10 protein-coding genes are annotated in these 14,895 nt (G+C 68.9%); 7 read left to right on the plus strand and 3 right to left on the minus strand.

The window, feature by feature from the left end; genetic code table 11:
* Window positions 1-61 precede the first annotated feature (61 nt).
* Window positions 62-2,386 (plus strand): ethanolamine ammonia-lyase subunit EutB, encoded by a 2,325-nt coding sequence (gene eutB, locus BLU09_RS33425; protein ID WP_090494815.1) that lies wholly within the window; start codon window positions 62-64, stop codon window positions 2,384-2,386.
* Between the two features lie 156 nt (window positions 2,387-2,542).
* Here the strand turns inward: eutB and BLU09_RS33430 are convergent, their stop codons facing one another.
* Complete coding sequence (locus BLU09_RS33430) at window positions 2,543-2,947, minus strand: RidA family protein (protein ID WP_090494818.1); 405 nt, start codon at window positions 2,945-2,947, stop codon at window positions 2,543-2,545.
* A 38-nt stretch (window positions 2,948-2,985) separates the two neighbouring features.
* Here BLU09_RS33430 and BLU09_RS33435 point away from each other — a divergent pair, with 38 nt between their 5' ends.
* From BLU09_RS33435 to BLU09_RS33445, 3 genes are all read left to right on the plus strand, one after another.
* Window positions 2,986-3,954, plus strand: coding sequence for a LysR family transcriptional regulator (locus tag BLU09_RS33435; RefSeq protein ID WP_244172256.1), 969 nt, complete (start codon window positions 2,986-2,988; stop codon window positions 3,952-3,954).
* 224 nt (window positions 3,955-4,178) lie between these two features.
* Window positions 4,179-4,811: an endonuclease III gene (gene nth, locus BLU09_RS33440; RefSeq protein ID WP_090494987.1), complete on the plus strand. Its 633-nt coding sequence runs from the start codon at window positions 4,179-4,181 to the stop codon at window positions 4,809-4,811.
* Window positions 4,812-4,936: 125 nt separating this feature from the next.
* Window positions 4,937-6,271 carry a DUF418 domain-containing protein gene (locus BLU09_RS33445; protein ID WP_090494826.1) on the plus strand — a complete coding sequence of 445 codons (1,335 nt, stop codon included), beginning with the start codon at window positions 4,937-4,939 and terminating at the stop codon, window positions 6,269-6,271.
* 19 nt (window positions 6,272-6,290) lie between these two features.
* On the opposite strand, the gene BLU09_RS33450 is transcribed toward BLU09_RS33445, so the two are convergent.
* Complete coding sequence (locus BLU09_RS33450; RefSeq protein ID WP_244172257.1) at window positions 6,291-6,974, minus strand: hypothetical protein; 684 nt, start codon at window positions 6,972-6,974, stop codon at window positions 6,291-6,293.
* A gap of 1,023 nt (window positions 6,975-7,997) precedes the next feature.
* Here BLU09_RS33450 and BLU09_RS39635 point away from each other — a divergent pair.
* The 3 genes from BLU09_RS39635 to xdhB all read left to right on the plus strand — a co-directional run bounded on the left by BLU09_RS39635 (window position 7,998) and on the right by xdhB (window position 13,752).
* Window positions 7,998-8,894 carry a hypothetical protein gene (locus tag BLU09_RS39635; protein ID WP_244172258.1) on the plus strand — a complete coding sequence of 299 codons (897 nt, stop codon included), beginning with the start codon at window positions 7,998-8,000 and terminating at the stop codon, window positions 8,892-8,894.
* Window positions 8,895-9,097: 203 nt separating this feature from the next.
* Window positions 9,098-9,934 (plus strand): xanthine dehydrogenase accessory protein XdhC, encoded by an 837-nt coding sequence (gene xdhC, locus BLU09_RS33460; protein WP_090494830.1) that lies wholly within the window; start codon window positions 9,098-9,100, stop codon window positions 9,932-9,934.
* Window positions 9,931-13,752: a xanthine dehydrogenase molybdopterin binding subunit gene (xdhB, locus tag BLU09_RS33465; RefSeq protein WP_090494832.1), complete on the plus strand. Its 3,822-nt coding sequence runs from the start codon at window positions 9,931-9,933 to the stop codon at window positions 13,750-13,752. Before xdhC ends, xdhB begins: the two co-directional genes overlap by 4 nt.
* Before the next feature lie 34 nt (window positions 13,753-13,786).
* On the opposite strand, the gene BLU09_RS33470 is transcribed toward xdhB, so the two are convergent.
* On the minus strand, window positions 13,787-14,827 hold the full coding sequence (locus BLU09_RS33470) for an AraC family transcriptional regulator (RefSeq protein WP_244172261.1): 1,041 nt from the start codon (window positions 14,825-14,827) through the stop codon (window positions 13,787-13,789).
* Window positions 14,828-14,895 lie beyond the last annotated feature (68 nt).

Here is a 14,895-nt window from a genome sequence, read left to right on the forward strand (position 1 = left end):
TGTGCGCGGCGGGAAGAGGGGTGTTCCCTTCCGCCATGCACGTCCTGAGCGAGGGAGAACCATGCACCTGGACCCGAGGTTCCTGCTGCACCGACGCGCAGTGCTGACCGCGATGGTGGGAGGCGCGGCCGCCTCCGTTCTGGGCTGCCGGAGAAAACCGACGTCCACCCCCACGCCGGAAGGCGTCTACATCCCCGACGTGAAGTCGGGCGAGGACGTCTTCGGCTACGTCCAGCGGCTCCGGGGCGGCTTCGACGACACGCTCTACAAGCAGGTGCTGGGCGCGGCCAACACCTTCAAGGAGGGCGACGCGCTCGTGGGCGTCGCCGCCGCGGATGAGAACTCGCGTGCGAATGCGCGCAGGCTCCTGGGGCACACGCGGCTGGCGGACGTGCGGCGACACCCTTTGCACCAGGATGCGTTGTACGCACTGAGCCTGGAGGCCGAGGACTCGCAGGCGGCGGCGCTGACGGCGGACTGGACGTTGGGACGGCTGAGGAAGTTCCTGCTGGAGTCCGACGAGGCGGCCATTCATGCCATCGGCCCCGGGCTGGGCAGCGATGCCATTGGCTGCGTCGTCAAGCTGATGAGTGACGCGGAGCTCATCGCGCTGGGAAGCAAGGTGTTCAACCCGCTACCAGGCAGCAAGGTGGGCGCGCGGGGCTACATGGGGGCGCGCATCCAGCCCAACTCGCCCACCGACAACGTGGATGACATCCGCTGGCAGGTGTTCGACGGCTTCTCATACGCGGTGGGTGACGTGGTGCTGGGATGCAACCCGGTGTCCTCCACGCCGGAGTCCGTGGCCGCCATCGAGTCAGCCCTGCTCGAGGTGCTGGTGACCTTCGGACTGACGGACGTACTGCCCCACTGCGTGCTGTCCCATATCGACGTGCAGGCGGAGGTGGAGCGGCGGCAGCCCGGCACCACGGGCGTCTGGTTCCAGAGCATCGCTGGCAGCGACAGCGCCAACGCGACCTTCGACATCTCCGTGGAGAAGATGCTCGCCTACGCGGACGAGCGTACCGGGCCTTTCGGGCTCTACTTCGAGACAGGCCAGGGCGCGGACTTCACCAACGGCCATGGCCACGGCTACGACATGGTCCTCCACGAGTCGCGCAAGTACGGCTTCGCGAGGGCCCTGTCCCAACGTGTGTCCCGGGCGCGGCAGGGCGCGGCGCCATGGGTGCACCTCAACGACGTCGCGGGCTTCATCGGCCCGGAGGTGTTCCGCACCCGTGAGCAGTTGGTGCGCTGCTGCCTGGAAGACATCGCGATGGGCAAGCTGCACGGGCTCACCATTGGCCTGGACATCTGCTCCACGCTGCACATGGACGTGTCACTGGACGACCTGGACTGGTGCATCGAGCGCATCATGCCGGCGAATCCGGCGTACCTCATGGCGCTGCCCACGAAGAACGACCCGATGCTGGGCTACCTCACCACCGGGTTCCAGGACCACGTACGCATCCGCGAGCAGTTCGGCTACAAGGTGGATGACCGGATGTGGGCCTTCTTCCAGCGCCTGGGCGTCATCGACGCGGAGGGCAAGCCCACTCGCCACTTCGGTGACCCGGTCTGGGTCTATCTCCAGTACCTGCGCGCGAAGGGCGACAGCCGGCCGGAGGCGGACATCCGGGCGGACGCGGAGCAGCAGCTGTCGGCGATTCGTGCGCGCGGCGTGCCCATGGCGCGTGGGTACGGCACGCACCCGTGGGACCTGGAGCCCGCGCTGGACGCGGAGTTGCGCCGGGTCTACGCGGACTCGAAGGAGAGCCTGTGGACGGAGCTGACGCCCGCCTTCATCACCGCAGTGCCAGAGGGCGTGCGGCTGGTGTCGAAGTCGCAAGACCGGACGGAGTACATCCTCCACCCGGAGACGGGCGAGCAGCTCGACGCCGCGTCCCTGGAGGCGGTGCGCGCGATGAGGGCACGCCATGCGGGACGGTATGACGTGCAGTTGATGGTGTCCGACGGGCTCAACGCGCTGGCCATCATGGACGAGGGACAGCTCGCGCCCTATCTGGAGACACTCCGCGCGGCGCTGATTGCCGCGGGGTACCAGCCTGCTCCAGAGCATCTGGTGCTCACGTCCGGTCGCGTGCGCGCGGGGTACCGCGTGGGCGAAGCGCTGTACGCGGGCCTGGAGGACGCGGCCCGGCACCGGGGCCTCATCCACGTCATTGGCGAACGGCCCGGCACCGGCCACCACACCTTCTCCGCGTATATCACCGCGCCTCCCGGAGCCGTCTGGTCCCAGCCCGGCAAGGTGGACCACAACATCACCCGCGTGGTGTCCGGGGTCGCGCTCACGGCGTATGCGCCCTCACTGGCGGCGCCGGAGACAGTGCGGCTGCTTCAGCAACTGGCGCCCCGGGGCGGGTGACCTCCGGAGGCGACGACGCCCCGGGCAATGGCCGCCCTCATCGGCCGCGAGCCATTGACCGTCGCGTCGTGCACCGCCAGTCGTGGATGCAGTCCCGCCATCGAGCGCCCGCCGCGTCATCGACCGTGGGACGCCCGAGGCGGGGGACTGCGTGGGTCAGTCCACGACCGCCGTGGCTTCAATCTCGACGAGGACGCCCGGCTCGAAGAGCGCGGCGACGCCAATCAGCGAGGCTGGCGCCGGCACGATGTTCAACTCCTTGGAGACCTGCTCGATGCCGGCCAGGAAGTCCGGCATCCGCTCGTGCTTCCAGTCGACCACGTAGATCGTCAGCCGAACGACGTCGTTGAACGTCGCCCCGGCCGCCGCGAGAGCGATGGCGACGTTGCGGTAGGCCTGCGCGACCTGCCCAGCCAGGTCTCCTCGTGCGACGAGCTGCCCCTCCGCGTCGTACGCGACCTGCCCTGCGATGTGCACCTGCCTGCTGCCGGTGGCGACCGCCACCTGTCGGTACACGTCAGGCTTCATCATTCCTTCGGGGTTCATCAGGGTGACAGGCACGGGTGCTCTCCCATGGGTGAGGTTGAGGAAAGGAGCGATTGCCGGACGCGTATACCGAGCCCACTGACGAACGGCGTTCCCCACTCCAGCGACGGGAGGGCTACAATCGAGAGGTCGCCATGAAACGCGCCCATCTGGATGAGATCTTCGCCTTCATTGCCGTCGTGGATGCGGGCAGTTTCGTCAGCGGTGGCCGGGCCATCGGGCTGACGCGCTCGGCGGCTGGCAAGGCCCTGGCCCGGCTGGAATCCCGCCTGGGGGTGCGTCTGCTCAATCGCACGACACGCCACCTGAGTCTCACCGACGATGGCCGTGTCTTCCATGAGCATTGCCAACAAGTCCTGGCGGCTTTGGATGAAGCGGAAGCCAGCGTCGGAGATCGCACGGGCACGCCCCGGGGCGTCTTGCGAATCACCGTGCCCGACGCATTCGGCAGACTGCATGTCCTTCCCGCGCTGAAGAAGTATCTGCAGACCTGGCCCGACGTGCAGGTGGAGGTGAGCTTCACCGATCGCGTCGCGGACATCATCGAGGAGGGTTACGACCTGGCCGTGCGCATCAATGTCACCAGCACCGATACACGACTGGTGTCCCGGCTCGTGGCGCAACATCGGGTGTTCGTCTGCGCCGCCCCCTCGTACCTGGCCGTGCGCGGCGAACCCCAGACATTGGAGGAGCTCGCGACGCATGATTGCCTGCTCTTCAGCAGCCGCGCGCGACGACAGCGCTGGCGACTGCGCCCGAAGGGTGGCTCCTATGTGACGGTGGAGGGTCGAAGCCGCCTGCGGCTCGACAGCGGAGAGGCCATCCGGGACGCGGCTGTCGCGGGACTGGGCATCGCTTTTCTTCCCAGCTTTCTGGTCGACGAAGACCTGGCGCGTGGACGTCTCAAGGCGCTGCTGCCGTCATGCGAGACGGAGGTCGTCCGGATCATGGCGTTCTACCCGAGCAAGCGTCACCTGCCAGCCAAGGTGCGGCGCTTCATCGACCTGTTGGTCGAGCAATAGCGCGCGACGTCGCATCCCGCGGTGTCTCAGGTATCCGTGGGGCGGAGGACCTCCAAGCGCCCTGGGCGCGAGAAGTGCCGAGCGTGCTGAGATTTGCGAATACGGCAGGAGACCGAATCTCCTGCCGCCAATTCGCGAGCCTTGCCCGGCGCTGCTGGGCGGCGCCCAAACGCTCGTGGCGCATGTCAGACGCTCCGAGTAGGGTGGTGGTCACTCACACCACCATGAATCCCGCCGAGAAAGCCGCCCTCTTCCTCGAGCGCCTCCGGGAAGCCCATCCGGATGCGCGCTACGAACTCAACTGGTCCACGCCTTTCGAGCTGCTCGTCGCCACCATCCTGGCCGCGCAGTGCACCGACGAGCGCGTCAACCGCGTCACCGCCACTGTCTTCCCCAAGTACCCGGGTCCACGGGCCTTCGCCGACGCGGACACCGCCGCGCTGGAGGAGGACCTCAAGCCCACCGGCTTCTTCAAGCAGAAGACGAAGTCCGTGCAGGCCATGAGCCGCGCGCTCCTCGACAAGTTCGGCGGAGAGGTCCCCCGCACCATCGACGAACTGGTGACGCTCCCGGGCGTGGCGCGGAAGACGGCCAACGTCGTCCTCAACACCGCCTTCAATCTCCCCTCCGGCATCATCGTCGACACCCACGTGGCGCGCGTCAGCCAGCGCCTGGGCCTGACGAAGAAAGACAAACCCGAGGCGATTGAGGAAGACCTGATGAAGCTGGTGCCCCAGGAGCAGTGGACCTTCTTCGGCCCCGCCACCGTCCTCCATGGGCGTTACACCTGCACCGCAAAGAAGCCGAAATGCGACGACTGCATCGTGAAGGATGTGTGCCCGCGTATCGGCGTGTAACCCAATCCCTGTCCGCCTGTGGGATATGAATGTCTTTTCGCGTACGCTTCTGGGACGCGAAAAGACGCGCATCAATAGCGGAGGAATTCGCAATCGAGGTGGCGGTATGACGTTGTTCATCCATCATGCCCACCGCCCCTTCCTCCGCTGCCTCCGCACCGCGCACCGAAGCCCGTCCGGTCGAGGCCGGTGAACGCCTGGAGTTGATCGACGCGCTGCGTGGCTTCGCGCTCTTCGGCATTCTCATCTCCAACGTGCAGATGTGGTTCAGCGGCAGGGTCTTCCTGTCCCGGGAACAATTCGAGGCGTCCATCGCCAATGCCTCGCTCGTGGACACCATCACCCGGTATGCCTTCGAGGTGCTGGTCTCCGGGAAGTTCATCACCCTCTTCGCCTTCCTCTTCGGCCTGGGTTTCGCGGTGCAGCTCGGCCGGGCCGAGGCGCGAGGTGGCGGCTTCGTCCCGCTCTATTCGAGGCGGCTGACAGTCTTGCTGGTGGTGGGTGTCCTGCACCTGTTCCTGCTCTGGTACGGCGACATCCTTTCCTCCTATGCGCTGATGGGCTTCTGCCTGCTGCTCCTGCGGCGGCGTTCGGAGCGGACGCTGCTCATCATCGCGGCGGTGCTCGTCCTGGTGTGGCCGCTGCTCATGAACCTCCTCTGGCGGCTGCCGCAGCTCCTGGCGGACTCACCCGAGGCCGGTGCCGCGGTCATGGCCGCGGCCCGCGAGAAGACCTCCGCCATCCACGCACGGATGCTGACGGCCATCACCGGGGGAAGCTGGTGGGACGTGACGAAGACCAGCGCCGGGTTCTACCGCGATGAGTTCTTCACGATGATGCTGGCCGGGCTGCTGACCTGTCTGGGCCGCTTCGCGCTCGGGCTCTGGGCGGGACGGCGCGGCATCTTCCAGGACGTCCCCTCGCACTTGGGTTTCTTTCGCCGCCTGCTCGGCTGGGGGCTGGTGGCCGCGGTGGTGGGCTCCGTGCCCGGCGTGGTGGTGACGGTGCTCATGCAGAAGAAGGTGCTCACGCCGGAGACGATGCCCGTGTGGCTGCCCCTGGTGCTGGCGCCGCTGCGCAACCTGGCACAGGTGGGGCTCGCGGGCGTGTATCTGGCGGGCATCACCCTGCTCTTCCAGCGCGCCACGTGGCAGCGAGCGCTGGGACTGCTCGCGCCCGCGGGACGCATGGCGCTGACGAACTACCTGTCGCAGACAGTCATCAGCCTGCTCATCTTCTACGGCTATGGCCTGGGACAGGTGGGCAAGCAGGGCCCCTTCGCGTGTGTCGTCATCTGCGTGGGCGTCTTCTGCGTCCAGGTGCTGTGGAGCCACCTGTGGCTGTCACGCTTCCGCTTCGGCCCGGTGGAGTGGGCGTGGCGCTCTTTGACGTACGGGAAGACTCAGCCCATGCGGCGCGCCGCGTCCGACAACACGCCGCCCGCGCCCGCGACGGCATGACGGGCTCGACTCGGCGACGTCAATTCGTGACCGCCGGGTGAGGAGCAGCCACCCTCACCCGGAAACCAAAGCCAATCCAAAGATGGAAGGCGCGCTCGCGGAGGGTTTCGCTTCCCGAGCCGTTGAGCAGCCGCACATCCAGCTTGTCGTACTGCCCCCCTGTGCCGGTGACGAAGAGCCCGGCCCAGAAGTTCCCGCCGAAGTTCCTGTCGAACCCGGCCTGCAGCGTGACGTCAGGCCCTGAGTAGGTGACTTCCGCCGGGGGCACCGAGAACGAGCTCGTATCGTAGCCGAGTGCCACCCCCGACCAGAGGTCAATGGGTCCCGATGGGTTCCAGTGGTAGTTCCCCTGGAGGCCGAAGCGCAGGTTGCTGCCTTTGCACGTCCGTTCAGCCGAGCAGCGAATGCGCATCTGCGCATGGGAGAACTGGGCCCAGGGCCCGACCTCGATGCGCGAGCCGATCCGGATGGTGGGCTCCACGATGGCCGCGAAGAGCCCCTTGTAAATCTCATACAAGTAGAGCGGCTCGGCGGCGCCGTCCATGCGCCCGCCAGGCATGAGGTAGCCCCCTCGCGCGGAGAGGGCGAGCCAGCGAGGAAAGCCCGGGTCCCGCTCCGGCTCCACCTCCGCGAAGGCCGGCCAAGACACCAGGAAAGACAGCAAGACCAGTGTCGTCGCGGCGGGACGAGAGAGCGTTTGCATGGGCACGCGTTCGGTTATTACAGTCACTCGACCGCCGTCAATCCAAGGCTTCCCAGTGCCCCGAAATCGCTCCGACAACCTCTCGCCCCTGCTCGCGCTGGTGGCCGTTGGCCTCTTCGCCGCCTGTGGTGGCCCCTCCGCCGAAGAGGACGCACGCGTCTGTGCCGACGTGGAATGCAGCGCGGGGCGCTGCGTCGCCGAAAACAGCGCCCCCGTCTGCCGTTGCAGCGCCTGGGAGCAGGCCGCGGGCCTCACCTGCGCCATCGTCGGTTACCGGCAGTCGGACGACCATGGCGACACCCCGGAAACGGCCACGGCGTTGGCCCCCTCGGTGGAATTCCAAGAGGGCATCATCAACCCGCCCTTCCGAGCGAAGGCGGACCGGGATGTCTTCGCCATGCCCACCGCGGCAGGCCATGGCTATCGCATCGTCGTCCGGGCGGGCACCCTGGCCCCCGTGGACGTGCGCCTCGTGGAGGCCTCGGGGCGTGAGGTGAGAACGCGGGCCGTCACGACGTCTGAAGGCACCCGGGTGGAGTTCGTCTCCACGGAGGAGGCCCCTCGATTCATCACCGTGGCCGCTGCGGAAGGAAGCGGTGCGTCGGGGACGTATGCCTACCGATTGGAGGACCTGGGCCGGGATGCGCACGGCGATACGCTCGCCACGGCAACGCCGCTCGCGCTGACGAACACCCCCTTCCCGCTCGCGATCGAGTTCCAGGACGACGCGGATGTCTTCACCTTCCGCACCGAACCGAACCAGGGCTTCCGGTTCTCCTGCGAGCGCGAGAACGTCTCGGTGCACCTGATGGATGGCGAGGGCGCCGCGGTGAATGGCGGGGTGACGAGGAACTCGTCACGCGTCAGCGCGGGCCAGCTGAGCCCGGTCGCGAGCACCTGGTTCGTCCGGGTCTACAGCACCTTCGACGCGACCTTGGCCACCCAGTGCCAGTTGGACGACCTGGGCCGGGATGACCACGCCAATGCGATTCAGGGGCGACTCCGCTGGCGGCGGGCATCCCCGTGGCCGTACGACTCCATGGCCCCAACGACGTGGACGTCTTCTCATTCTTCGCCACCGCGGGACACATCTACGACATCCGCTTCCACCCCGCCGTCTATGAGCGGCGCTTCAGGCTCACGGACGCGGACGGCAAGACGCTGGCGGAGACCCAGTGGAACCGAATCGTCCATGAAGCGGCGTCGACAGGGACGTACTACGTGCATCTGCTGCCGAATTCATCCTGGGGGAGCGACATCGAGGTGCGGGTCGACGACCTGGGGACGGATGACCATGGCGCTACCCCCCAGACGGCCACCCTCGCTGCCGTGGGGGAAACCGTCACCGGGCTCATCCACAAGGAGACGGACCTGGACGCCATCTCGGTTCCGCTCGACCCGGATGTGTTCTACCTGCTGTCCTGCACCCGGGAATGTACGCTGACGACGCGCACGTCCGGCGCCCGCCTCTACATGCTGAAGATCGAGGAAGGCATGTGGCACGTCCATACGTCGGCTTCGGGGCTCGTCACGTTCATCGTCAGCTCGAGTTTCAATCCCCCCTACGATTTCACGTTCAAGTTGGACCAGGCGAGCACGGATGACCACGGCGACGACGCCGAACACGCCACGCCACAGGCAGTTCCCGTGAACGCGGCCGGCGTCTTCGAGTTGGGCTCGGACGTGGACGTCCTTTCCTTCGAGTTGGAGGCGAGCCGAACCTACGTCGCGAGCGGCGACAGAACGACCATCCGGATCCTTGATCCCCTTGGCGCGCAGGTCGCCCTGGCGTACGAGTGGGAAACGGGGGACCACACCTTCACGGCCCCATCATCCGGGACGTATGTCGCGGAGCTCGAGTCTCAGCGGCCCTACCTGCAGCGTGAGGTGGCCTGGAGTTTCTCCCTGCGCGAGCAGTGAGCACTTCCCCGTCGCCGCACAACAGCGGCCGGTGGCCACAACGTGCGCTATCGCACCGGACTCAAGGGCCACCTGGTCGCTGAATTCAAGGAAATGCGGGCCCGCCGCCTGCCCGACTGCCAGGTGCGCTACGCGTTTTGAGCCGGACTCCGTTTCATGGACGTGACGTGAGCGGCCCGGCCTGTGGCAGACTCTGCGGGACAATGTGGGATTGGATCCGCCAGCTGGCGGAGTGGTCGCGGGACGATGTTCCGTTCACCGTGGCGACCGTGACGGTGTGTCAGGGAAGTACCCCCGCCAAGCCTGGCGCGAAGCTGCTCGTCCGCGCGGACGGGACGTTCCACGGCACCGTGGGCGGTGGCCACCTGGAGCAGCTCGTCCTCGCGGACGCCCGCGCCTGCCTGGAGAAAGGGGAACCCCGTGCGCACCGGTATCCGCTGGGCTCGAAGCTCGGCCAATGCTGTGGCGGCGTGGTGGACGTCTTCATGGAGCCGGTGAACCACGGCCCGCGCCTGTACCTCTTCGGCGCCGGCCACGTGGGTCAGGCCCTGTGCCGCACGTTGGACGGCACCCCCTTCCAGGTCCACCTCGTCGACGAGCGCCCCGAATGGGTCCACGGCGAGCGCATCCCCGCCTCGGTCATCCGCCACGAGGAGCCGTGGGACGTCTTCGCCTCGCGCGCCGTCTGGGACGCGCGCCGCACGTACATCGCGGTGATGACGCACCGGCATGACCTGGACCAGGACATCATCGCCTTCGCCTTGGAGAAGCCCGCGCGCTACGTGGGCCTCATTGGAAGCAACACCAAGTGGGCCCGCTTCCGTCAGCGCCTGGAGGCCCGGGGCGCGACGGCGGCGCAGCTGGCCCGCGTGCGCTGCCCCATCGGGCTGGAGATTGGCGGCAAGTCGCCCCAGGAAGTCGCGGTGAGCATCGCCGCCGGACTCCTTCAGCTCCATCACCAGGGCGCAGACACCGAAACTACCGCCGAGGCCCCGCCCTCGGAGCCGCCCCGCCTGCGCGGGGGCTCGTCAGGAGAATGAGCACTATGTTCGAGTTCCAGCTCAATGGCGCGACGGTCCGCGTCGATGGCGTCTCCCCCAACACCACGCTGCTCGACTTCCTGCGTGCCCGCGGCCTCACCGGCACCAAGCAGGGCTGCGCCGAGGGCGACTGCGGCGCGTGCACCGTGGCCCTGGTGGACCGGGACGCCCAGGGCAACCGGTGCCTGCGCGCCTTCAACGCCTGCATCGCCCTGGTGCCCATGGTGGCCGGCCGTGAGCTGGTGACGGTGGAAGGCGTGGGAAGCTGCGAGAAGCCCCACCCGGTGCAGCAGGCCATGGTGAAGCACTACGGTTCACAGTGTGGCTTCTGCACGCCGGGCTTCATCGTCTCCATGGCGGAGGCGTACTCCCGCAAGGACGTCTGTACCCCGTCAGCCGTGGCGGACCAGCTCTGTGGCAACATCTGTCGGTGCACCGGCTACCGCCCCATTCGCGACGCGATGATGGAGGCGCTGGCCCAGCGCGACGAAGGACCGGCGCCCGCCACGGCGATCCCCTCCGCGCCGCTCGGAGGTCCCGCCGAGCCCCTGTCCCCGCTGCGCTACGAGGCCGGTGGACAGACCTTCCTGCGCCCCACGTCGTGGGAGGAGTTGCTCGACCTGCGCGCGAAGCACCCGGAGGCCCACCTGGTGGCGGGCGCCACTGAATTGGGCGTGGACATCACCAAGAAGTCCCGCCGCTACCCCTTCCTCATCTCCACCGAGGGCGTGGAATCCCTGCGCGCGGTCCGCCGTGGGGAGGATGGCTGGTACGTGGGCGGCGCGGCCTCACTGGTGGCACTGGAAGAGGCCCTGGGTGACGAGCTGCCCGAGGTGAAGAAGATGCTCAACGTCTTCGCCTCCCGGCAGATTCGCCAGCGCGCCACGCTGGCGGGCAACCTGGTGACCGCGTCGCCCATTGGCGACATGGCGCCGGTGTTGCTCGCCCTGGATGCCTCGCTCGTCCTGGGCTCGGTGCGGGGCGAGCGCACGGTGGCGTTGTCCGACTTCTTCCTCGCCTACCGGAAGACGGCGCTCCAACCGGACGAGGTCGTCCGCCACATCCTCATCCCCCACGCCGCCGTGCCCGAGGGCGGCCGGCGGCTCTCCGACTCCTTCAAGGTGTCCAAGCGGCGCGAGCTGGACATCAGCATCGTCGCCGCGGGCTTCCGCGTGGAGCTGGACGCGGGCGGCGTGGTGAAGCTGGCGCGCCTGGGCTACGGCGGCGTCGCGGCCACGCCGGTGCGTGCGCGCCGCGCGGAGGCGGTGCTCACCGGGCAGCCCTGGACGGCCGAGACGTTGGCGCGCGTGCTGCCCGTGCTCGCGGAAGAAATCACGCCCATCAGCGACCTGCGCGGCAGCGCGGAGTACCGCCGAGGACTGGTGGCGGGCCTGCTGGAGAAGTTCTTCTCCGGCTCGCACAGCCCGGCCCTGGACGCCGCGCCGGGCTTCGACGCGGGGGAGGTCCAGGCCCCCGCGGACGCGGGACGCGCGCTGCGGCACGAGAGCGCGCTGGGTCACGTGACGGGCAGCGCGCGGTACGTGGACGACATGGCGCAGAAGCGGCCCATGCTGGAGGTCTGGCCGGTGTGCTCGCCCCATGCGCACGCCCGCATCCTCAAGAGAGATCCCACCGCGGCGCGCAAGGTGCCCGGCGTGGTGAAGGTGCTCATGGCCGAGGACATCCCCGGCATGAACGACACCGGCCCCATCCGCCACGACGAGCCGCTGCTGGCGGACCGCGAGGTGCTCTTCCACGGGCAGATTGTCGCGCTGGTCGTGGGCGAGTCCGTGGAGGCCTGCCGCGCGGGCGCCCGCGCCGTGGAGGTGGAGTACGAGCCCCTGCCCGCCATCCTCACGGTGGAGGACGCCATGGCGCGGAGCAGCTACCACACCGAGCCGCACGTCATCCGCCGGGGCGACGTGGACGCCGCGCTGGACAGCAGCCCCCACCGCCTGTCGGGCACGCTGGCCATTGGCGGGCAGGAGCATTTCTACCTGGAGACGCAGGCCGCCTTCGCCGAACGCGGTGACGACGGCGACATCACCGTCGTGTCCTCCACCCAGCACCCGTCCGAGGTGCAGGCCATCATCTCCCACGTGCTGCACCTGCCGCGCAGCCGCGTGGTGGTGCAGTCCCCCCGCATGGGCGGCGGCTTCGGCGGCAAGGAGACACAGGGCAACGCGCCCGCCGCGTTCGTCGCGCTGGCCGCGTGGCACACGGGGCGCTCGGTGCGGTGGATGCTGGACCGCGACGTGGACATGGCGGTGACGGGCAAGCGCCACCCGTTCCATGCCGCCTACGAGGTGGGCTTCGACGACCAGGGGCGGCTGCTGGCCCTGCGCGTCCAGCTGGTATCCAACGGTGGCTGGTCCCTGGACCTGTCCGAGTCCATCCTGGACCGCGCGCTGTTCCACCTGGACAACGCGTACTACGTGCCGGCGCTGGCGTACTCCGGGCAGGTGGCGAAGACCCACCTCGTCTCCAACACCGCCTTCCGCGGCTTCGGGGGTCCACAGGGCATGCTGGTGACGGAGGAGGTCCTGGCCCGCGTGGCCCGGGCCGTGGGGCTGCCGGCGGACGAGGTCCGCGAGCGCAACCTCTACCGCGGCACCGGAGAGACGAACACCACGCACTACGGCCAGGAGCTGGAGGACGAGCGAATCCTCCGCGTCTGGGAGGAGCTCAAGAAGTCGTCGGAGTTCGAGCGCCGGCAACGCGACGTCGCGGCGTTCAACGCCCAGTCCCCCTTCATCAAGCGGGGCCTGGCCATCACCCCGATGAAGTTCGGCATCTCCTTCACCGCCACCTTCCTCAATCAGGCCGGCGCGTTGGTGCACGTGTACCGGGACGGCTCGGTCATGGTGTCCCACGGCGGCACGGAGATGGGCCAGGGCCTGCACACCAAGGTGCTGGGCGTGGTCATGCGCGAGCTGGGCGTCACGGCGGACGCCGTGCGGATGGCGAAGACGGCGACGGACAAGGTGCCCAACACCTCCGCCACCGCGGCCTCCAGCGGCTCCGACCTGAACGGCGCCGCCATGCGGGTGGCCTGCGTCACCCTGCGGGAGCGGCTGGCCCCGGTGGCCATGCGCCTGCTGTCGGACCGACACGGGCGAAGCGTGACGCCGGACGCACTGCTGTTCAGCGACGGCAAGGTGGGCCTGCGCGGTGAGCCCGAGCTCTCCCTGCCCTTCGCGGACGTAGTGGAGGCGGCGTACCTGTCCCGGGTGAGCCTGTCCTCGACGGGCTACTACCAGACGCCGGGCATCGGCTACGACAAGGCCAAGGGCCGCGGACGCCCCTTCCTCTACTTCGCCTACGGCGCGGCGGTGTGCGAGGTGGAGGTGGACGGCCACACGGGCGTCAAGCGCGTGCTGCGCGTGGACCTGCTGGAGGACGTGGGCGATTCGCTCAACCCCGGCGTGGACCGCGGGCAGATTGAAGGCGGCTTCGTCCAGGGCCTGGGCTGGCTCACCGGCGAGGAGCTTCGCTGGGACGGGAATGGCCGGCTGCTCACGCACTCCGCCAGCACCTACGCGGTGCCGGCCTTCAGCGACGCGCCCATCGACTTCCGGGTGCGGCTGCTGGAGCGGGCGCACCAGCACAACACCATCCACGGCAGCAAGGCCGTGGGCGAGCCCCCCCTGATGCTGGCCATGTCCGCGCGCGAGGCCCTGCGTGAGGCGGTGGCCGCGTTCGGTCAGGCCGGTGGCGAGGTGGAGCTGGCCTCCCCCGCCACGCACGAAGCGCTGTTCCTCGCCATCCAGAAGCGGCGGGCGCGCGCGGCGGCGGAGGGCGGGCGCGAGGCGGCCTGAGACGCCGCCCGGATGGATGGACAGCGGTCCAGGCTCAGCGTGGAGCCTGGAGCCGCTCCCTCCGGAAGCCCTCCGGGCTCACGCCCCACCAGCGCTTGAAGGCGCGGTGAAAGGCCACCGGGTCCGCGTAGCCGAGGAGGAAGGACACCTCGGCGATGGACATGCGGCGCTGGAGGTAGGACTCGGACAGCTCGCGGCGCAGGGCTTCGACGATGGCCGCGTAGCTTTGCCCCTCGCCCGCGAGCCGCCGCTGGAGCGTCCGCGGCGGCTGCCGAAGGGCCCTGGCAACGGCCACGAAGGAGAAGTCCCCGCCGGCCAGCTCGCGCCGGACCTGCTGCCGGACGCGCTCGGTGGTCGTGGACACGTCCGGCAGCCGCTCCAACGCGCGCTGGGCCTGCCGTTGGAACATGGCGTTGAGCAACGCGTTCGCGTGGATGAAGGGCCGCTGGGCGTCCTCGTGGGAGAACTCGATGGCGTTGAAGGGCGCGCCGAACTCCAAGAGACACCCGAAGAGCGCCTCGTGCTCGCGGAGGTCCGCGGGCGCGGTGTGGGTGAAGCGCACGACGAGCGGCCGGACGTCCACGCCCGTGAAGGCCCTCACGCCGGTGGCGAACTGCACCAGCGCCGCGTCCACCAGGTGCCGGTGCGCGGGCCGGGACGCGCCCACGGGCGTGAAGCGCATGCGCACGCCGTGCGCCGTCTCCTCCATCAGGAAGCGCTCTCCGTCTCCCCAGACGCGCTGGTAGCGGCAGCCCCGCTCCATGGCTTCCCGCAGCGTCGCGCAGGTGAGTACGACGAAGGTGGCCGGGTCATCCAGGTCCACCACGTCCACGCGGGCGATGTGCAGCCCCAGGTTGGCGTCCCCGGACAGCTCCGCCGCCCGCTCCAGGAGGCCGTCCAACGCTGCGTAGGGGATTCGCAGCTCCGGGTCGTCCAGGTCCTCCATCCGGAAGCCCGCCTCCCGGCAGAGCGCCTCCACCGGCAGGCCCAGCGTCTCCGCGAGCCGGAGCGCCTGCCGCGCCATGCGCGCGGACAGGGATGGCTCGGAGGATGAGGACGGAGGCGGCTGCGCCACGAACGGGACGCTAACGGCGCGTTGGCGCGGCCAGCAAGCCGTTCTGTCGCCATCCGTCAGTGCGCGGG

This window comes from Myxococcus virescens (assembly GCF_900101905.1).
Classification (GTDB): Bacteria; Myxococcota; Myxococcia; order Myxococcales; family Myxococcaceae; genus Myxococcus; species Myxococcus virescens.

Coding starts and splice junctions, on each gene's coding strand:
- eutB (WP_090494815.1), top strand. CDS start 62: ATGCACCTGGACCCGAGGTTCCTGCTGCACCGACGCGCAGTGCTGACC.
- nth (WP_090494987.1), top strand. CDS start 4,179: ATGAATCCCGCCGAGAAAGCCGCCCTCTTCCTCGAGCGCCTCCGGGAA.
- BLU09_RS33445 (WP_090494826.1), top strand. CDS start 4,937: ATGCCCACCGCCCCTTCCTCCGCTGCCTCCGCACCGCGCACCGAAGCC.
- BLU09_RS33450 (WP_244172257.1), bottom strand. CDS start 6,974: ATGCAAACGCTCTCTCGTCCCGCCGCGACGACACTGGTCTTGCTGTCT.
- xdhC (WP_090494830.1), top strand. CDS start 9,098: ATGTGGGATTGGATCCGCCAGCTGGCGGAGTGGTCGCGGGACGATGTT.
- xdhB (WP_090494832.1), top strand. CDS start 9,931: ATGAGCACTATGTTCGAGTTCCAGCTCAATGGCGCGACGGTCCGCGTC.